We start from the raw sequence: 19465 nt of genomic DNA, 5'->3' as shown, positions 1-19465 counted from the left end.
GAAGACCATGTCCGATACCGATCGCCGCCCGCGCGTCATCCAGGGGCCGGAGAGCGTCCCGGTGTCGCTGAGGATCAACGGAAGGCCCCGGGTCCTCCAGGTCGAGCCGCGCGTGAGCCTGCTCGACGCGCTGCGCGAGCACCTCGGCCTGACCGGCACCAAGAAGGGCTGCGACCAGGGCACCTGCGGGGCCTGCACCGTGTGGTCCGACGGCCGGCGGGTGCTCGCCTGCCTCATGCTGGCCGTCACCGCCGCGGGCCGCGAGATCACCACGATCGAGGGGCTCGCCGGCGACGACGGGCCGCACCCGATGCAGCGGGCCTTCGTCGAGAACGACGCCTTCCAGTGCGGCTACTGCACCCCTGGACAGATCATGTCCGCGGTCAAGCTGATCGAGGAGGGCAACGCCGCCACCGACGAGGACATCGCCGAGTTCATGAGCGGCAACCTCTGCCGTTGCGCGGCGTACCCGAACATCCGCGCCGCCATCCGGCAGGTCCGCGACGGCGCGGGAGGCGCGTCGTGAGGCCGCTCACCTACAGCAGGGCCAGGGACGTCGGCGACGCGATCGCCCTGGCGGCGGCGAGTCCCGCGAGCGCCTTCCTGGCCGGCGGGACCAACGAGGTGGACCTGATCCGGGCGGGCGTCTCCCGCTCCGGCCACCTGGTGGACATCAACGACCTGCCGCTGACGGCCGTCGAGGACCGTCCCGGCGGCGGTCTGCGCATCGGCGCGCTCGCCCGCATGACCGACGTCGCGCGGGCGCCGATCGTCGTCCGCCGCTTCCCGGCGATCTCCCGGGCGCTGCTGCTGGGCGCCTCCGAGCAGTTGCGGAACATGGCGACGATGGGCGGCAACCTCTGCCAGCGCACCCGCTGCCCCTACCTGCGCGACGGCGTCTCGCCCTGCAACAAGCGCGAACCGGGGACGGGCTGCTCGGCGCTCGACGGGCTGAACCGGGGCCACGCGATCCTCGGCACCAGCGAGCGCTGCATCGCCACCCACCCGTCGGACGTCGCCGTCGCGCTGGTGGCTTTCGACGCCGTCATCCGGACGGCGGGGCCCGGCGGCGAGCGCGCGATCGCGGCCGACGACTTCTTCCTTCTTCCCGGCGACACGCCCGAGGTCGAGCACCCGCTGGCGCACGGCGAGCTGATCGTCGGGATCGACGTTCCCGGCGAGCCGCTCGGGATCGGCTCGGTCTACCTCAAGTTCCGCGACCGGCAGTCGTACGAGTTCGCCCTCGTCTCGGTCGCGGCGGCCGTGGAGGCGGAGGACGGGATCGTCACCGGCGTCCGGCTCGCTCTGGGCGGGGTCGGCACGAAGCCCTGGCGGGCGAGGCGGGCGGAGGCGGCGCTCGTCGGCGGCCCGGCGGACGAGGCGGCTTTCCGGCGGGCCGCCGCGCTCGAACTCGACGCCGCCGTTCCTCGCCGGTACAACGCGTTCAAGGTCGAGCTCGCGCGCCGCGCGGTGGTGCGCGGCCTGACCCACAGCCTGAGGGGAGCCCGGCCATGACCACGGTCGGCACGCCGGTCACGCGGGTGGACGGCCCGGCGAAGGTGACCGGCGCCGCGCGGTATTCAGCGGAGATCTCGCCGCCGGGGGCGGCGCATCTCGCGATCGTCGGCGCGTCCGTCGCCGCCGGCCGGGTGTCCGCGATGGACACCGGCGCGGCGCACGCGGCCGAGGGCGTCCTCGCCGTGCTCACCCACGAGAACCTGCCGAGGATCGCCGCGCCGCCGCGCCTGCTGCCGTCGCTGGCGGGCCTGACCGCGCCCGGCGAGAGCTTCTTCCCGATGCAGGACACCGTCGTGCACTACGCGGGACAGCCGGTGGCCCTGGTCGTCGCCGAGACGTACGAGCAGGCCCGGTACGCGGCTTCGCTGGTGCGCGTCTCGTACGACGTCGTCCAGGCGACCGCCACGATCGAGCAGGGGCGCGGCCGGTCGTACGAGGCGGAGCGCCTGTTCGGCGGGCTGCTGCCGGGGCGCGAGGAGCGCGGCGACGCCGAAGCCGGCCTGGCCCGGGCCGACGTGCGGGTGGAGGCCCGCTATCGGATGGCGGCCAACCACCACAACGCCCTTGAGGCGCCGTCGACGGTCGCCGTCTGGGACGGCGACGACCTGACGTTGTACGAGTCGACCATGGGCGTGCGGGCCACCCAGCAGACCGTGGCCCACCTGCTCGGCCTGCCCGTCTCCCGCGTCCGGGTCATCACGTCCTTCGTCGGCGGCGCGTTCGGCTCCAAGGCGATGGTGTGGCCGCACACGACGCTCACCGCCATGGCCGCGCGGCACGTCGGCCGGCCGGTGAAGCTGATGCTCACCCGGCCGCAGATGTTCACCTCGACGGGGCACCGCGAGGAGCAGGAGCAGAGCATGGCGCTCGGCGCCACCCGGGACGGCCGGCTGACCGCGATCCGGCACGAGAAGCTGTCGGTCACCTCGCCGTTCGACGACTGGGCCGAGCCCGCGACCGGCGTCTCGTCGCAGCTGTACCCGTGCGGCGACTACCTCGGCGTGCACCGCCTCATCAGGGGCAACACCATGACGCCGACCTTCACCCGGGGCCCCGGCGAGACCCTCGGCGTCTTCACCCTTGAGGCGACGATGGACGAGCTGGCCTACCGGCTCGGGATCGACCCGCTCGACCTGCGGCTGCTCAACCACGCGCGGACCGACCCGCACGGCAACCCGTGGTCCAGCGGCGGGCTGGAGGAGTGCCTCCGCCTCGGCGCCGAACGATTCGGCTGGTCCGGGCGTGACCCGGCCCCCCGCACGCGGTCCGACGGCGACTGGCTGATCGGCACCGGGATGGCGGCCGCGGCGTACCCGGTGGCGTTGTTCATGCCGCCCCAGCGCGCCCGGGCCCGTCTCTTCGCCGACGGCAGCGCGGTCGTGCAGACCTCGACGCAGGAGATCGGCACCGGCGTGCTCACCATCGCCACCCAGGTGGGAGCGGACGCGCTCGGCGTCACCCTCGCCGACCTGCAGGTCCAGGCCGGCGACACCGATCTGCCCAACAGCACGGCGGCGGTGGGCTCGACCGGCGCGGGCATGGTCGGCTCCGCCGTCCACGCCGCCGGCACCGCGCTGCGCGAGCAGCTCGTCGCCCTGGCGGTGGGTGACGAGGCGTCACCGTTGCACGGCGTCGCCCCCAGGTCGGTGACCGTGGCCGCCGGGCGCCTGTCCTCGGCCGAGCGTCCCGGCGCCGCCGACACGTACCGTGAGCTGCTCGAACGCCACCACCTGTCCGACGCGGAGGCGACGGGCACGTGGCGTCCGCCGCCGCTGGACACGCCGCACGGCCTGCTCACCTTCGGCGCCCAGTTCGCCGAGGTCGCCGTGGACCCGGAGTTCGGCCTCGTCCGCGTCCGCCGGCTGAGCGGCGCGTTCGCGCCCGGACGGGTGCTCAACCCGCTCCTGGCCCGCAGCCAGCTGATGGGCGGCATGCTCCGGGGCCTGGGCCAGGCTCTCCTGGAAGGCAACCACGCGGACCCCCGCACGGGCCGCTGGGCCGCGGCGAACCTGGGCGAGTACCTCGTGCCGGTCAACGCCGACGCGCCCGAGGTCACGGTCGACCTCGTCGAGGTGCGCGACGACGTCGTCGGCCCGCTCGGGGTCAAGGGGGTCGGGGAGATCGGTCAGGTCGGGGTGGCCGCCGCCATCGCCAACGCCGTCTTCCACGCGACCGGCCGCCGCGTCCGCGGCCTGCCCATCGCGCCCGAGACGGTGATGGACCCGGCCTGGTGACGGCCCGGGGGACCGCGAGCGACGGCTCGCGCCGCTCGCGGCGCATGGTCACCTGGACGCGAGCATGCCGTGCGGGTCGATCACGTACTTGCGCGCCGCGCCCTCGTCGAACTCGTGGTAGCCGCGCGGGGCGTCGTCCAGCGAGATCGGGGTGGCGTTGACCGCCTTGGCGATCTGCACGCGGTCATGCAGGATCGCCTGCATGAGCTGGCGGTTGTACCGCATGACCGGGCACTGGCCGGTGACGAAACTGAGCGACTTGGCCCAGCCGAGACCGATCTGGATCGACAGCGAGCCCTGCTTGGCCGCCTCGTCCGCCGCGCCGGGGTCACCGGTCACGTAGAGTCCCGGGATGCCGAGCGCGCCACCCGCCCGGGTGACGTCCATCACCGTGTTGAGCACGGTCGCGGGCTGCTCCTTCTCCGCCTCCTTGCCGTGGCCGCGGGCCTCGAAGCCGACGGCGTCCACGGCGCAGTCCACCTCGGGCTCGCCGAGGATCTGCTCGATCTGGTCCTTCGGCTCGCCCTCGGCCACGTTGACGGTCTCGCAGCCGAAGCTCCGGGCCTGCTCCAGACGGTCCTTGTTCAGGTCGCCGACGATGACGACGGCGGCGCCGAGCAGGAACGCCGAACTCGCCGCGGCGAGCCCGACCGGTCCGGCCCCGGCGACGTAGACGGTCGAGCCCGGCCCCACCCCGGCGCCCACACAGCCGTGGAACCCCGTCGGGAAGATGTCCGCGAGCATGGCCAGGTCGAGCATCTTCTCCATCGCCTGGTCCTTGTCCGGGAACTTCAGCAGGTTCCAGTCGGCGTACGGCACCAGGACGTACTCCGCCTGGCCGCCCACCCAGCCGCCCATGTCGACGTAGCCGTAGGCGGAGCCGGGCCGGTCCGGGTTGACGTTCTCGCAGACGCCGGTCTTGCGTTCCTTACAGTTGCGGCAGCGGCCGCAGGAGATGTTGAACGGCACGGACACGAGGTCGCCGGTCTTGATGTACTCGACGTCGGGGCCGGTGTCGACCACCTCGCCGGTGATCTCGTGACCGAGGATGAGGCCCGTCGGGGCCGTGGTACGGCCTCGGACCATGTGCTGGTCGCTTCCGCAGATGTTGGTCGCGACCGACTTGAGTATCGCCGCGTGGGGCAGTTTGCGGCCCACGTTGGCCGGGTTGACGCCCGGACCGTCCTTGAGTTCGTAGTCGGGATAGTCGGTCACGCGTACCTCGACCTTGCCGGGGCCCTCGTAGGAGACTCCTCTGTTACCTGACATGACGTGCCCTCTCCCTTGTACGGGGTGCGAATGGCGGGTGGTCACGTGGTCATCGATCACCCCCGGGGCCGGGGCGGCGGCGTGGGCCGTGCGCCGGGCGGTCGCGTACCAGGTCGTCGCGAGAGCTCCGGGCCACCGGGACGTCCCGCGCGAGGTCCTCCTCGTCACCCGGCCGCCGGGTGCCGGTGATCTCCCCGGCGGTGCCCTGCTCGGCCGCCTCGGGCAGCTCGCGCGCCGGGCGCGCCACCTGGTCGTACACGAGCACGGCGAGTACGGCTCCGACGACCGGGCCGATGATGTAGACGCCGAACTCCGACCACGGCGTGTCACCGCCGAACACGCTCGTCGTCAGGTACGGGCCGAAGGTGCGGGCGGGGTTGACGGAGCCGCCCGTCATGGGGCCGATCACGAAGATCTCGCAGGCGACGGCCATGCCGATGATCCACCCCGCCCAGCCGCTCGGCGCCCGGCGGTCCACGGCCATCGCCATGATGGTGAGCATCAGCAAGAACGTGCCCATCACCTCCAGCAGGATGCCCTGCCCATAGCTCACGCCCTCGCCGAGAGCGGTGAGCCCGGTGCCCAGGTCGGCGGCCCGGCGGCCGAAGCCGCCCACGATGAGCAGACCGCCGGCGAACGCCCCGATGAGCTGCGCCACGATGTACGGTGGCACCTCCGCCCACGGGAATCTGCGGCCCGCCGCCAGGGCGAGGGTGACGGCCGGGTTGATGTGCGCGCCCGACGTGCTGCCGAAGGCGTAGATGACGAGCGCGACGACCACGGCGAACGACAACGAGATGAAGCCGAGCGCGGCGTAGGAAAGTTCACCGTTGCCCATGAGCAACGCGGCCACCACGGATCCCGGACCGAAGATCACCAGCAGCATTGTCCCGATGGCTTCCGCGACGAGCCGCCGTGGAAGGTCTCCGACCATCGCAACCCCCAGATGACGATGGTTCACAATCCCCCTGATTTCCCAATATATATACCCAGGTCCAGGCCCCTAAGCGGAGTCATCCGCAGCGGCGGCGCACCTCGTCCAGCCGCTCGGTGAGACCGGCCCTGTCGAGGTGTTCGAGCAGCGGCACGGCGACCCGGCGGGTGGTGCCGAGCGCGCGTCTGGCCTGGCTGACCGTGAACGGCTGCGGCAGCCGGCTGAGCACCTCGGCCGCCCGCCCGTCGGCTCCCGGCAGCAGCACGATCCCCTCGCCCACCCGCAGCAGGCTCCCCGCCCGCACGGCCGCCGCCAGCTCCTTCGGGCCCAGCCCCAGCTCGGCCAGCCGCCCCGCCTCCGGCGCCTGGAACGGCCGCGCCGCCAGCTCCCGCTGCACCCGCTCCACCGCCAGCGCGACCGGCCCCGGCAGCCCTGCCTGCCTCGCCACGATCCGCCCGCCGGCGAGGGTGAGCGGCGGCCCCACCAGCGCCGCGACCAGCCGCCGGTCCGGCAGCCCCAGCTCGCGCCGGGCCGCCTCGACCGGCATGGCCGGCTCCAGGGGATTGCGCTCCGCGTACCGCCGCGCCGCCTCGCCCAGCCGCCTCCGCGACTCCTCCCAGTAGTCCGGATCGGCGTGCCACTCCCCCGCCACCCCGGGAACCTCGGGCGCCGGCCCCATGGCCCGCAGGTCGGCGGCCCGCAGCAGCCGATGCACCCGCAATGCGAACGCCGCGTCGAGCCCGGCGGGGTCGGGCTTGGGGAGGGCCGTTTCCAGCTGGGCGGCTCGCTCTCTGCCGGCGCCCCGGCCGCGCAGGGCCCGGGGGCGCACGTCGAGGACGGCCGCCCCGGCGAGCACCCGCACCTCGGACCGGTCACGCCCGGGGTCGCGCAGCAGCAGCACGTCGCCGAGATGCAGCGGCACCGGCCGGTCCAGGCGCAGCCGTACGAAGCGGCCGCCGAGGTGCCGCGCCTCGGCCGTCACGGCCGCCGACCCCACGTGGACGGTCAGCCGCCGAGGCAGGCCGGGATCCTCCTGCGGCTGTTTCCCGACAGACGCGACGCGTACGTCCACCGACTCCGTGTACGTCCACCCGCCCGGCGTGACGAGCGCCTGCCCGCGCCCGGGGAGGTCGTGCCCGCGCAGGTTGACCGCCACCCGGGCGACCCCGGACACCGTGTCCCGCGCCCGCTTCAACGACTCCAGGCCCCTGACCCGCACCGGCTCGCCGTCGAGCAGCAGCTCGTCGCCCACCGACACCGTCCCGGCGGGCAGCGTGCCGGTCACCACCGTCCCGCTGCCGGTCACGCTGAACGTCCGGTCGATCCACAACCGGACCGCCGCCCCCGGATCCGGCCGGGGCAGCCCGGCCACCAGCCGGTCCAGCGCCCGCCGCAGTTCGTCCAGCCCCTGACCGGTGCGCCCGCTCACGGCGACCGCCGCCACCCCACCGCCCGGCTTCCCGAGTGCCTCGTCCAGGCGGGCGCGGGACCGCTCGATCGCCGGGCCCGGGTCGGCGAGGTCCGAGCGGGTCACCACCAGCAGGCAGTGCCGTACCCCGAGGGCCTCCAGGGCCACCAGGTGCTCCTCCGACTGCGGCATCCACCCCTCGTCGGCCGCCACCACGAACACCACGGCCGGTACGGGCCCGACCCCCGCGAGCATCGTGCCGAGGAACCGCTCATGACCTGGCACGTCGACGAACGCGAGCGGCTCCCCCGACGGGAGGGACGTCCACGCGTACCCGAGCTCGATGGTGAGGCCGCGCCGGCGTTCCTCGTCCAGCCGGTCGGGCTCCATGCCGGTGAGCGCCCGTACCAGGGTGGACTTGCCGTGGTCGACGTGACCCGCGGTGGCCACGACGTGCATCAGCCCACCACCTCCGCGGCCGCCAGCACCGCGCGCGCCACGTCGTCGTCGCGTTCGGGCGGGACGGCTCGCAGGTCCAGCAGCAGCTGGGCGCCCTCGATCCGGCCGACGACCGGCGGATCGCCCGTCCGCAGCGGGACGGCGAACCGTTCGGGCAGGCTCACGGCCGCGCTCGGCAGCAGCACGCCGGGAGCGCCGCCGCCGCCGACGGCGGCCTCGCTCGGCACCCCCGAGGCGTCGATCCCGGCGCCGGCCAGGCGACCGGCCAGGGCGGCGGCGCGCCTCTCCAGCACGGCCGGATCGGCGTGCAGCGCCCGCCGGACCGGCGGGACGGGACCGCGCAGCGTCGCCTCCAGCGCGGCGAGCGTGAGCTTGTCGACCCGCAGCGCGCGGGCGAGCGGGTGCCGGCGGCAGCGTTCGACCAGGTCGCACCGGCCCAGGAGGAGGCCCGCCTGCGGCCCGCCGAGCAGTTTGTCGCCGCTGGCCGTCACCAGGTCAGCGCCCGCCTCGATCATGGTGGCGGCGTCGGGTTCTGCGGGCAGCAGCGGCTCACGGGCCAGCAGGCCGGAGCCGATGTCCACCACGACGGGCACGCCGAGCCCGGTCAGCTCCGGCACCTCGGCCGAGCCGGTGAAGCCCTCGATCCGGAAGTTCGACGGGTGGACCTTGAGCACGAACCCCGTCGCCGGCCCCACCGCGTCGGCGTAGTCGCGCACCGAGGTGCGGTTGGTGGTGCCCACCTCGCGCAACCGCGCCCCGGTGGAGGCGAGCAGGTCGGGGATGCGGAACCCGTCGCCGATCTCGACCAGCTCGCCCCGGCTGATCACGATCTCCCGCCCGGCGGCGAGCGCGGTGGCGACCAGGACGAGGGCGGCGGCGTTGTTGTTCACGACGTGCACGTCCTGCGCCACCGGCACGGCGCCGGCGAGCGCCTCCAGCGTGCCCCGGCCCCGCCGCGACCGGGCGCCCGTCGCCAGGTCGAACTCCACGTCGGCGGACCCGGCGGCGGCGGTCATCGCCTCGACGGCCGCCGCCGACAGCGGGGCCCGGCCGAGGTTGGTGTGGATCAGCACGCCCGTGGCGTTGACGACCGGACGCAGGCTCGCCGCTCGGGCCGGGAGCGCCGTCACCGCCGCGTCGGCCACCTCCTCGGGGGCGATCTCGCCCTGCCGGGCCCGCTCCTGCGCCGCCGCCACCGCGGCCTTGACCACCGACCGGCCCAGCCGTCCGCCCGCCTCCACCAGGCGCGAGTCGGCGAGCACGGCGTCGGTGCGTGGCACCCGCCTGCGTCGATCCATATTCCCGAACATAAGCGGAGGCGGGCGGGAATCGAACCCGCCGGGCCGAGGACCTCGGCCTCCTGAAAAGTCGGGGCCCGGCGCGCCCGGGCGGGATCCGGCTTCAGGAGGCTTCGTCGAGGCGCCGGCGCTGGGGGACGACGGTGTACTTGGGGTCGGCGGCGGAGGCGCGGCCCGCCGCGAGGATGCCGAAGCGGGTGCACAGCGAGCCCGCCGTGAGGGCGAGGCCGGACACGGCGTTGAGTGCGCGGCTGCGTCCGGCGACCACGGCGAGCAGCCCGCCGCCGGCCGTCAGGACGCGCGCGGCGCGCATGAGCCGGCCCGCCCGTCCCACCTGGTACGGCTCCCCCAGGAACCCGAGCCGGCGCTCCATCAGGTGCCCCGCGACCGTCTCCACGCCCGCCCCGAGCGCGGCCACGGCGCGGGCGGGACCGGCGTGGGCCGGCGGCGTGCCGAGCATCCCGGCCGCCCCCGCGGCGGCCATCGCGCTGCCCGCGAACAGGAACGGCAGCTCCCGGTACGCCTCGTGCCAGGCGGGCACGGCGGTGTCGGCGACCAGGACGGCGGTGTAGGTGGCGGTCAGCGGCCCGGTCACCGCGGTGGCCAGCAGCGCCGCGTCACCGGCGGCCGGCAGGATGCCGGTCAGGTCACCGGCCAGGGCGGCGGCCGACAGCCCGCCGTGCGCGGCGAGGATCCACGAGCCGACGCTCATCGGCGAGGTGAGCTTGAAGACGCGGAACATGTTGAGGAACCGTTCGGGCCTGCCCAGCTCGGCGGAGAGCAGCCCGGCTCCCAGGGCCGCCCCGGCCGCCGCCGCGACGCGGGCGGTGCGGTCGAGGCGGGTACGGCCGGTCAGCCGGGCCATCACGGCCATCGAGGACGAGACTCCCGACACACCCCCCAGATAGAGATATGTCGGCATGTGGGGTTCGTGCCAGATGGGCGGCTTGATCACTGGGCGGCCGTAGTAGGACCGGAACTCCGCCTCCGGCACCACCTCCTGCGCCACGGCCCGTTCCCGCTTCACCGCCGCTCCCCCGTACGCAGGAACGCCAGAGCCACGGCACCGGCCGCCGACAGCGCGGCCGCGCCCGCCCAGCCCCACATGGCGGGCAGGTCGCGGGTGGTCACCACCGGGTCCGGCGGCAGGCCGTACACCTCGGGCTCGTCCAGCAGCAGGAAGAACGCCCCAGTCCCGCCCACCCCGTCATCGGGGCTCTCCCCGTACAGGCGGGCCTGCTCGTTCCCGTCGGCGCGCAGCCGGGCCACCCGCTGCTCGGCGCGCTCCCGCAGCTCGTCGAGCGGGCCGAACTGGATCGAGTCGGTGGGGCACGCCTTGGAACAGGCGGGTTCGAGGCCGCCGCGCTGGCGGTCGTAGCACATCGTGCACTTCCAGGCCCGCCCGTCGCCCTCCCGCCGGTCGATCACGCCGTACGGGCAGGCGGGCACGCAGTAGCCGCACCCGTTGCAGATGTCGGCCTGGACCACCACCGTGTCGAACTCGGTCCGGAACAGCGCCCCGGTCGGGCACACGTCCAGGCAGGCGGCGCGCGTGCAGTGCTTGCACACGTCGGAGGACATCAGCCACCGGTCCACGCCCTCGTCACCGCCGACGGCCACCGGCCGTGACTGCTCGATGAACGCGACGTGCCGCCAGGTGCTCGCCCCCAGCATGCCGGTGTTGTCGTAGGAGGTGGCCTCGAAGACGAAGCCGTCGTCCGGGATCTGGTTCCACTCCTTGCAAGCCACCTCGCACGCCTTGCAGCCGATGCACACGCTCGTGTCGGTGAAGAACCCCATCCGCTCAGCCACGGCGGTACCTCTCCAGCAGGTCGAGCGCCGCCGGGCCCCTCGGCCGGCGCCCCGGCCGCACGTCACAGGTCATCGCCTTGCCTTCCTGGATGTAGACGTTCGGATCGAGGACCAGCGGCGTCAGGTCGTTGGTGACGTCACCGGTGACCAGGCCTCCTCCGCCCCACCCCCAGTGGTACGGCAGGCCGACCTGGTGGACGATCACGCCCCCGAGGCGCAGCGGCCGCATCCGCCCGGTGACCAGCACCCTGGCCTCCACCACGGCGCGGCTGGTCACGATCGTGGCCCAGCCGCCGTTGGTCAGCCCCGCTTCGGCGGCGAGCCGCGGCGACACCTCGCAGAACAGCTCGGGCTGCAGCTCGGCGAGGTAGGCCAGCGGCCGGCTCATCGCGCCCGCCGTGTGGTGCTCGGTCAGCCTGTACGTCGTCAGCACGTAGGGGAAGCGTCCGTCCGGCGCGTTGTACGGGCTCTCCGGCCGGTTGTAGGTGTGGCGTGCCGGGTTGGCCTGCTGGGCGTACAGGGGGTTGGCGACCGGAGACTCGTGCGGCTCGTAGTGGGCGGGCAGCGGGCCGTCGACGAGCCCGAGCGGCACGTACAGCCAGCCCTTGCCGTCGGACTGCATGATGAACGGGTCGGTCCCGGCGAGCGCGTCCTCGGCGAAGGCGCCCTCGGGCGGCACGTAACCGGGCGGCTTGCCGATCTCGCAGTCGGGCACGTCGTGGCCGGTCCACTCGCCGCGCTCGGCGTCCCACCACACGTACGCCTTGCGCTCGCTCCACGGGCGGCCCTCGGGATCGGCGGAGGCCCGGTTGTACAGGATGCGCCGGTTGGCCGGCCACGCCCAGCCCCATTCGGGCGCCACCGCGGTCTGCTCCCGGCGGGGGCGGCGGCGGGCGGCCTGGTTGACCTCGTCGGCGTACACCCCGCAGTAGATCCAGCAGCCGCAGGTCGTGGAGCCGTCGGCGCGGAGCTGGCTGGTGGACGACAGCGCCCGTCCGTCGGGGCCGACCCCGTTGATCTCGCGGAGCACGGCCTCGGCCGAGGGCTCGCCGTGCACGCCGAGCTCCGGATAGTCCCAGGTCAGCTCGCGCACCGGCCGGTCGATCTCGTCGTCGGTCAGCCGGCGCCTGATGAGCTTGCCGAGGTGGTAGTAGAACCACAGCTCGCTGCGGCAGTCGCCGGACGGGTCGACCGCCTTCTCCCGCCACTGGAGGAGCCGCTGGGTGTTGGTGAACGTGCCCTCCTTCTCCACGTGGCTCGCGGCGGGCAGGAAGAACACCTCGGTGCCGATGTCCTCGGTGCGCAGTTCGCCCGTCTCCAGCTCCGGGCCGTCCAGCCAGAACGTGGCGGTCTCCACCAGGGCCAGGTCACGGACGACGAGCCAGTCGAGGTTCGCCAGGCCGAGGCGCTGCGCCCGGCCGCCGGAGGAGCCGACCACGGGGTTCTCCCCCACCACGAAGTAGCCCTTCACGATGCCGTCGATCTGGTTCATCACGGTGGTGTAGTGGCCGTGGTCGCCGGTCATGCGCGGCAGGTGGCCGAAGCAGAAGTCGTTCTCCTCGGTGGCGGCCTCGCCCCACCACGCCTTGAGCAGGCTCACCAGGTAGGCGCGCCGGTTGCCCCAGAAGCCCGTGCTGCCGCCCTCCAGCTCCAGGTAGTGGTCCAGGCCTTCGTGCCGTCCGGCGTCCGGCATGTCCAGGTAGCCCGGCAGGATGTTGAACAGCGTCGGGATGTCGGTCGAGCCCTGGATGCTGGCGTGGCCGCGCAGCGCCAGGATGCCGCCGCCGGGCCGTCCCATGTTGCCCAGCAGGAGCTGCAGGATCGAGGCGGTGCGGATGTACTGCGCGCCGACGCTGTGCTGGGTCCAGCCGACGGAGTAGACCCAGGCGGTGGTGCGCTCGCGGCCGGAGTTCGCGGTGATCGCCTCGGCCAGCTCGGCGAAGTCGTCACGCGGGATGCCGCAGAGCTGTTCGACCAGCTCCGGGGTGTAGCGGGCGAAGTGCCGTTTCACGATCTGGTAGACGCAGCGCGGGTGGGTCAGCGTCGGGTCCGTGGGCGGGCTGGGGTGCACGGCGGCCCCGCGCGCGCCGTAGGTGTCCGGCCCCGCCGTCTTGGCGTGCCGGGCTCCGCCCTCCGCCTGCTCGAAAGGGTGGCCCTCAGGCGTGGACTCGTACGCCCAGCTCCTCGGGTCGTACGTGGCCGTCTCCGGGTCCCAGCCGGAGAACAGGCCGTCGAGGTCCTCGGTGTCGCGGAAGTCCTCGGACACGAGGGAGGCGGCGTTGGTGTACGCCAGCACGTACTCCCTGAAGTCCAGCTCGTTCGCCAGCACGTGGTTGATCAGCGCGCCGAGCAGCACGATGTCGCTGCCCGCGCGGATCGGCAGGTGCCGGTCGGCCAGCGCGCTGGTGCGGGTGAACCGCGGGTCCACGTGGAAGACCTTCGCCCCGCGCGCCTTGGCCTCCATCACCCACTGGAACCCGACGGGGTGGCACTCGGCCATGTTGGAGCCCTGGATGACGATGCAGTCCGCCTCCGCCAGATCCTGCTGGAAGGTCGTCGCGCCGCCACGCCCGAAGCTGGTCCCCAGACCGGGGACGGTGGAGGAGTGTCAAATACGCGCCTGGTTCTCCACCTGGATGGCGCCGAGGGCGGTGTACAGCTTCTTCATCAGGTAGTTCTCTTCGTTGTCGAGCGTCGCCCCGCCCAGACTGGCGATGCCCATCGTGCGGCGCACGACCTTGCCCTCGTGGGTGTCCTCCCAGGTCTCCCGCCGGGTGCGCACCACCCGGTCGGCGATCATCTCCATCGCGGTGTCCAGGTCGAGCCGCTCCCAGCCGGTGCCGTACGGCCTGCGGTAGAGCACCTGGGTCTGGCGTCCCGGATGGGTGACGAGCTGCTTGCTGGCCGCCCCCTTGGGGCAGAGCCGTCCCCGGGAGATCGGGGAGTCGGGGTCGCCCTCGATCTGGGTGATCTTGCCGCCCTCGACGTAGACGAGCTGGCCGCAGCCGACCGCGCAGTAGGGGCAGATGGACCGGGCCACCGAGGCGGCGTCCTCGGTGCGCGGGCGCAGGGCGTCGGTGCGGCGCGACCGTGCCGCGTCGCCCCTGCCGTCCTGGCCTCTGAGCTGCCGGATCACCGGCCAGCGGGCCGGCCATCCCCTTCCTGCCATGGTGCGATCCATGCCCGGTTTCGGAGGGCATATTCCGGCGACTCGCGGGCGGACTGGTCACGTCCGTGGACGTGACGTTTCAGGCGGCCGCTTCGGCGATCAGCCTCGCCGCCTGCCGCACCTCCCGCTCGGTGCTCCACCGGCCCAGGGACAGCCGCACCGCCTCGGACGCCCGCCCGGCCGGCAGGCCCATGGCGAGCAGTACGGGCGAGGGGGCGTCGACGCCCTCGTGGCAGGCCGATCCGGTGGCGGCGGCGATGCCGGGGACCGCGGCCAGCAGGGCCCGGCCTCCGACGCCGTCGATGCTCACGTTCAGCGTCCCCGGCAGCCGTTCGGCCGGGTGACCGTTGAGGTGGACCCGGCCGGGCAACCGGGCCTCCAGTTCGGCGTGCAGCAGGTCGCGCAGGGCGGCCAGCCGTACGGCGCTGCCGGGCAGTTCGAGCCGGGCCAGCTCGGCGGCCTTGCCGAGGGCGGCGACCAGGGCGACGTTCTCCGTGCCGGCCCGCAGCCCGCCCTCCTGGCCGCCGCCGTGGATGAGCGGATGGAGCCGGGTGCCGGAGCGTACGTAGAGGGCGCCCACACCCTTGGGCGCGTACATCTTGTGACCGACCATCGTCAGCAGGTCCACGCCGAGGGCGGACACGTCGAGGGGCACCTTCCCGGCGGCCTGCGCGGCGTCCGTGTGGAACAGGGCCCCCGACTCGTGCGCGACGGCGGCCAGCTCGGCGATCGGCTGCAGGGTGCCGGTCTCGCTGTTGCCGTAGGCGATCGAGACCAGGGCGGTCTCCCGCTCCTGGACGGCGGCGCGGAGCACGTCCGGGTCGACGCGGCCGTGCGGGTCCACCGGCACCCGCGTCACGGTGAACCCGTCCGCGCGCAGGCTCTCGCAGGAGCGCAGCACCGCCGGATGCTCGGTGGCCAGGGTGACGACCTGCCGCCCCGGGGAGCCGAGGGCGGCGCCGCGGACGGCCAGCGTGTCGGCTTCGGACCCGCCGCTCGTGAACACGATCTCACCGGGTTGGGCGCCGAGCAGTCCGGCCACCTGGCCGCGGGCGCGCTCCACGGCCCGGCGCGGCTCACCGGCGTAGGAATGGCCGCTGGAGGGGTTGCCGAAGTGCGTCGTCAGGTAGGGCAGCGCGGCCCGCAGCGCCTCGGGGTCGACCGGGGTGGTGGCGTTGTAGTCCAGGTACAGCGCGCCACCGGCCAGCGCGGGATGCGCCTGGGCCCCGTCGTTCTCGCTCACGTACCGATCTTGCTCTCACCGGGCGCGACTCCGCAACGTACTCCCGTCGATCAGCCATGAACATACGGGAGGTACGTGGCATGGGTTTTGCCTAGGTATTCGGCGACCTGCCTTACTCCGCGAGCAAGCTTGGCAGAAGTGCGATCGATTGCAGCTCATTCACACGTTAAGTTGCGTATATCCGTTTCTGAGGTTGTTTCCCCAGGTCACGTCGATAAGACGTCGTGGCCTGGGGCTTTTGTTCGAAAACGCGGGGGGCACCTTCTATGGCGACATACGGCTATCGCTGTCCGCATTGTCGCGACATCGAGGTCGCCTTTCCGATCGGCACCGCACCCGCCGCGGTGCGGTGCCCGGACTGCGGCGCGACCTCGACGCGGAGGTTCTCGGCGCCGATGCTGGCGCGCACTCCGGCCGCCCTGGCGGCCCGGTTGCGGCGGGCGGAGCGCAGCGCCTCCGAGCCCGCGGTCGTCACGTCCCTGCCGCCGCGCCGCGCCCCGGCCGCGGTGCCCATTCATCCCGCCACCGGTCGCCTGCCGCGCCCGTGACCGTCCCTGTGCCGAAAGGATCCAGCCGTGCCAGAGCTGATCTTCCCGCTCGACTCGACCAAGAAGTTCACCGACCAGGCCAAGATCGGTCACAACCGCTGGCATCCCGAGATCCCGCCGGTGGCGCGGGTCAAACCGGGCGACAGCTTCCGGGTCCACTGCCGGGAGTGGTTCGACGGCGCGATCCACAACGACGACTCCGCCGAGGACATCCGTGACGCCCCGCTGACGAAGGTGCACGCGCTCAGTGGCCCGTTCGCGGTGGAGGGGGCAGAGCCGGGCGACCTGCTGATCGTGGACATCCTCGACGTGGGACCCATCCCCCAGGAGGACAGCGGCCCCCTGGCCGGCCAGGGCTGGGGTTACACCGGCATCTTCGCCAAGAAGAACGGCGGCTCGTTCCTCACCGACCAGTTCCCCGACGCCTACAAGGCGATCTGGGACTTCCGCGGCCAGGAAGCCACCTCGCGCCACATCCCGGCGGTGTCGTTCACCGGCATCACCCACATCGGGCTCATGGGCACCGCGCCGTCGGCGGAGCTGCTGGCGAAGTGGAACCAGCGGGAGGGCGCGCTGATCGCCACCGACCCGGCGAGAGTGCCGGCGCTGGCCCTGCCACCGGAGCCGCAGGACGCCATCCTCGGATCGGTGTCCTCGTCCGCGTTCGACAGGATCGCCGGCGAGGCCGCCCGCACCGCGCCGCCCCGGGAGAACGGCGGCAACCAGGACATCAAGAACCTCACCCAGGGCTCCCGCGTCTTCTATCCGGTGTTCGTGCCCGGGGCGAACCTGTCGCTCGGCGACCTGCACTTCTCCCAGGGCGACGGCGAGATCACCTTCTGCGGCGCCATCGAGATGGGCGGCTTCGTCGACCTGCACGTCGACCTCATCAAGGACGGCATGCGAACGTACCGCGTCGGCGAGAACACCATCTTCATGCCGGGCCGCACCGCCCCCCAGTACAGCGAGTGGCTGGCGTTCTCCGGGATCTCCGTCACGCTGGACGGCGAGCAGCGCTACCTCGACTCGCAACTGGCCTACCAGCGGGCCTGCCTGCACGCGATCGACTACCTGACGACGTTCGGCTACAGCCCCGAGCAGGCATACCTGCTGCTCGGCGCCGCCCCGATCGAGGGCCGGCTTTCGGGGGTGGTGGACATCCCCAACTCCTGCGCCACCGTCTACCTGCCTACCGCGATCTTCGACGTCGACGTCCGGCCCAGCGCGTCCGGGCCGGTCCGCGTGCCGGAGGGCACCAGCGCACCGCACGCCGCCTTCGCCTGAACCACTGGGCACGTGCCTGGTCAGCGGCCATGCGCGCCGGATAGCGTTCTACGCTGATGCTCGCGGACGCCTGGTCGGTTCGCCGACGGGCGCTGAGAGTTCCGCGGGGCAGGGGATGCGAGCAGTGAAGGCAGACGGGGGCGGCGCGCCGGGCGCGGGCCGGGTGCGGGCGTGGGTGTCCGTCGTGCTGGCCGTGCTGTCGGTGTCGCTGACCGTGGCCGGCACCGCGATCCAGTTATCGCTGCCCGAGGAGTGGTCGCCGTGGCCGCCCCTGGCGCCCGACCACGGCGCGGGCCTGACGTTCCCGCTGATCGGCGCGTTCCTGATCGCGCACCGTCCCCGTCTGAAGCTGGCCTGGCTGATGTGTGCCGGCGGCCTCGGCTGCGCGGTCAACGTGATGGTGACCGGGCTGCAGTTCGCGCAGGCGTCGGCCGGCGACCTGGAGAGCGCCGGATGGCTGCGCATCCTGGCCGTCGTGGGCTGGATCGTCGGGGCCTGCGCGCTGGGGATCCTGACGCCGCTGCTCTCACCGGACGATCGCCTGCCCTCCCGCCGCTGGCTGCCGGTGGCGATCACCGGTGTGGCCGCGACCGTCGTCGAGGGCGTGCGCACCATCGCGCGGCCGACGCCGCCCGCGAGCACCTACCGCTGGCCGGAGGTCATCCCGAATCCGCTGGCGATCGAGGCCCTGGCTCCCTACCAGGGGGTGCTGATGCGCTCGCTGACTCTGCTGATCAACGCGTGTGTGGTGCTCGCCCTGATCTCCCTGCTGGTGCGGCTGCGGCACGCGTCCCCGGCGGCGCGCAGGCAGATCGCCTGGCCGCTGAGCGCGTTCGTCGTCTACACGGTGTTCGTGCTGCTCGGCGAGGCCTACTGGCTGCCTGCGACGATCTGGACCGGGCTGCTTCCGGTGACGATCGCGTTCGCGGTGCTGCAGTACCGGCTGTACGGCATCGACACCGTCATCAGCCGGACCGTCATCGCGACCGGCCTGATCGCCGCGGTCGGCGGGGCCTACTTCGGCACCGGCGCCCTGGCCGCGCTGCTGGTGTCGGGCTACGACCAGGTGGCGGGGCTGGCCGCCGCGCTGGTGACGGGCGTGTTCTTCCAGCCGCTGCGCACGCGCCTGCGCCGCCTCACCGACGTGATGCTGTACGGCAGGCACGGCCAGCCGGAGGAACTGGCCAGGAGACTGGCGCGCGAGGTCGGCGAGACCGAGCCGGTGAACGCGCTGGCCGCCGTCACGGCCGTGGTGCACGACGGCCTGGGCGTGACCGGCGTCGTCGTCGAGGTCGGCACAGAGGCCGGCACAGAGGTCGGCACAGAGGCCGGCACCGAGGCCGGCGCCGCGGGCATGCGGGTGGAGCTGGGGACGATCGGCCCGGACCCGCGGGCCGTGCCGCTGGTGTGGCACGGCGAGCCGGTGGGCCGGATGCTGATCGGGCCGCCAGGGCCGCGCCGTTTCTCCGCCGCCTACACCGAGCGGCTGATCAGCACGGCGACCGTCCACGTCGCCGACGTCGCGCACGCCGTACTGATGACGGCCGACCTGCAACGCTCCAGGGAGCACATCCTGAACGCCCGTGAGGAGGAGCGGCGCAGGCTCCGCCGCGACCTGCACGACGGCCTCGGCCAGGCGCTCACCAACATGTCGATGTCCCTGACCATGGCCCAGCTGCGCCTGCGCGAGGTGCCGTCCACCGCCGACCGGATGCTGCGGGACCTGCGCGGCAGCATGGACTCGGTCAGCCAGGAGGTCCGCGAGCTGGTCTACGGCCTGCGCCCGCCCAGCCTGGATGACCTGGGTCTGCTCGGGGCGGTGCGCGCGCTCGCCGCGGAGCCGGGCCCGCCCGTCCAGGTCGAGGTGGAAGGCGAGACCCGCGACCTGCCGGCGGCCGTGGAGGTGGCGGCGTATCGGATCGCGCAGGAGGCGCTGACCAACGTGCGCAAGCACGCCGACGCCACCCGGATCGTCGTCACGCTGGCCTGCTCGGAACACGCGCTGGTCGTACGAGTGCGCGACGACGGCAAGGGGCTGACCGGCCACCAGCGCTCCGGCGTCGGCTTCGCCTCGATGCGCGAGCGCGCCGCGGAGCTGGGCGGCACCTGCCGGATCACCCAGGCGCCCCTGACCGGGCCGGGGACGCAGGTGGAGGCCACGTTCCCGCTCCCCAAGCCCTCTGACGTCGGTGAGGCAGGCGTGAAGCCTCGATGGTGAGCGCGACCACCTCAAGGGTTGATCAGCGCGCGCTCACCGGGGTGCCGAAGACCTTCGCGGCGTCGAGGTTG

14 protein-coding genes are annotated in these 19465 nt (G+C 73.3%); 6 read left to right on the top strand and 8 right to left on the bottom strand.

Going from position 1 to position 19465, the window contains the following annotated elements:
* The first annotated feature begins 7 nt into the window (after window positions 1-7).
* From ACZ6YG_RS11280 to ACZ6YG_RS11270, 3 genes are read left to right on the top strand one after another with little or no spacing between them, the layout of a single operon-like run.
* Entirely contained in the window at window positions 8-526 is a 519-nt protein-coding gene (locus tag ACZ6YG_RS11280; protein ID WP_271279942.1) for a (2Fe-2S)-binding protein, read from the top strand.
* Window positions 523-1515, top strand: coding sequence for an FAD binding domain-containing protein (locus tag ACZ6YG_RS11275; protein ID WP_271279943.1), 993 nt, complete (start codon window positions 523-525; stop codon window positions 1513-1515). The genes ACZ6YG_RS11280 and ACZ6YG_RS11275 overlap by 4 nt, the downstream gene beginning before the upstream one ends.
* Window positions 1512-3752 carry a xanthine dehydrogenase family protein molybdopterin-binding subunit gene (locus tag ACZ6YG_RS11270; RefSeq protein WP_466017892.1) on the top strand — a complete coding sequence of 747 codons (2241 nt, stop codon included), beginning with the start codon at window positions 1512-1514 and terminating at the stop codon, window positions 3750-3752. The genes ACZ6YG_RS11275 and ACZ6YG_RS11270 overlap by 4 nt, the downstream gene beginning before the upstream one ends.
* A 48-nt stretch (window positions 3753-3800) precedes the next feature.
* Here the strand turns inward: ACZ6YG_RS11270 and fdhA are convergent, their stop codons facing one another.
* The 8 genes from fdhA to ACZ6YG_RS11230 all read right to left on the bottom strand — a co-directional run bounded on the left by fdhA (window position 3801) and on the right by ACZ6YG_RS11230 (window position 15344).
* Entirely contained in the window at window positions 3801-5021 is a 1221-nt protein-coding gene (gene fdhA / locus ACZ6YG_RS11265; RefSeq protein WP_148032193.1) for a formaldehyde dehydrogenase, glutathione-independent, read from the bottom strand.
* Window positions 5022-5070: 49 nt separating this feature from the next.
* Window positions 5071-5955 carry an MIP/aquaporin family protein gene (locus ACZ6YG_RS11260; protein WP_271279945.1) on the bottom strand — a complete coding sequence of 295 codons (885 nt, stop codon included), beginning with the start codon at window positions 5953-5955 and terminating at the stop codon, window positions 5071-5073.
* 79 nt (window positions 5956-6034) lie between these two features.
* A complete protein-coding gene (locus tag ACZ6YG_RS11255; RefSeq protein ID WP_466017891.1) occupies window positions 6035-7822 on the bottom strand; it encodes a SelB domain-containing protein in 1788 nt (595 codons plus the stop codon).
* Window positions 7822-9120, bottom strand: coding sequence for an L-seryl-tRNA(Sec) selenium transferase (gene selA / locus ACZ6YG_RS11250; protein WP_466017890.1), 1299 nt, complete (start codon window positions 9118-9120; stop codon window positions 7822-7824). The genes ACZ6YG_RS11255 and selA overlap by 1 nt, the downstream gene beginning before the upstream one ends.
* 103 nt (window positions 9121-9223) lie before the next feature.
* Window positions 9224-10147: an NrfD/PsrC family molybdoenzyme membrane anchor subunit gene (nrfD, locus tag ACZ6YG_RS11245; protein ID WP_308249134.1), complete on the bottom strand. Its 924-nt coding sequence runs from the start codon at window positions 10145-10147 to the stop codon at window positions 9224-9226.
* Window positions 10144-10920, bottom strand: coding sequence for a 4Fe-4S dicluster domain-containing protein (locus tag ACZ6YG_RS11240; RefSeq protein ID WP_148034666.1), 777 nt, complete (start codon window positions 10918-10920; stop codon window positions 10144-10146). Before ACZ6YG_RS11240 ends, nrfD begins: the two co-directional genes overlap by 4 nt.
* A gap of 4 nt (window positions 10921-10924) precedes the next feature.
* Window positions 10925-14101, bottom strand: a complete 3177-nt coding sequence (fdh, locus tag ACZ6YG_RS11235; RefSeq protein WP_466017889.1) for a formate dehydrogenase — start codon at window positions 14099-14101, stop codon at window positions 10925-10927.
* A 79-nt stretch (window positions 14102-14180) separates the two neighbouring features.
* Window positions 14181-15344, bottom strand: coding sequence for a cysteine desulfurase family protein (locus ACZ6YG_RS11230; protein ID WP_466017888.1), 1164 nt, complete (start codon window positions 15342-15344; stop codon window positions 14181-14183).
* Between the two features lie 266 nt (window positions 15345-15610).
* On the opposite strand from ACZ6YG_RS11230, the gene ACZ6YG_RS11225 reads away from it, so the two are divergent.
* The 3 genes from ACZ6YG_RS11225 to ACZ6YG_RS11215 all read left to right on the top strand — a co-directional run bounded on the left by ACZ6YG_RS11225 (window position 15611) and on the right by ACZ6YG_RS11215 (window position 19394).
* Window positions 15611-15892, top strand: coding sequence for an FmdB family zinc ribbon protein (locus tag ACZ6YG_RS11225; RefSeq protein WP_466017887.1), 282 nt, complete (start codon window positions 15611-15613; stop codon window positions 15890-15892).
* 27 nt (window positions 15893-15919) lie between these two features.
* Window positions 15920-17176, top strand: a complete 1257-nt coding sequence (gene fmdA, locus ACZ6YG_RS11220) for a formamidase (protein ID WP_148032199.1) — start codon at window positions 15920-15922, stop codon at window positions 17174-17176.
* Window positions 17177-17291: 115 nt separating this feature from the next.
* A complete protein-coding gene (locus ACZ6YG_RS11215; protein ID WP_466017886.1) occupies window positions 17292-19394 on the top strand; it encodes a sensor histidine kinase in 2103 nt (700 codons plus the stop codon).
* Window positions 19395-19465 lie beyond the last annotated feature (71 nt).

The organism is Nonomuraea sp. NPDC054003, from assembly GCF_055585125.1.
Note: the sequence above shows the minus strand (reverse complement) of the source record. Positions and strands in the feature narration are given on the sequence as shown.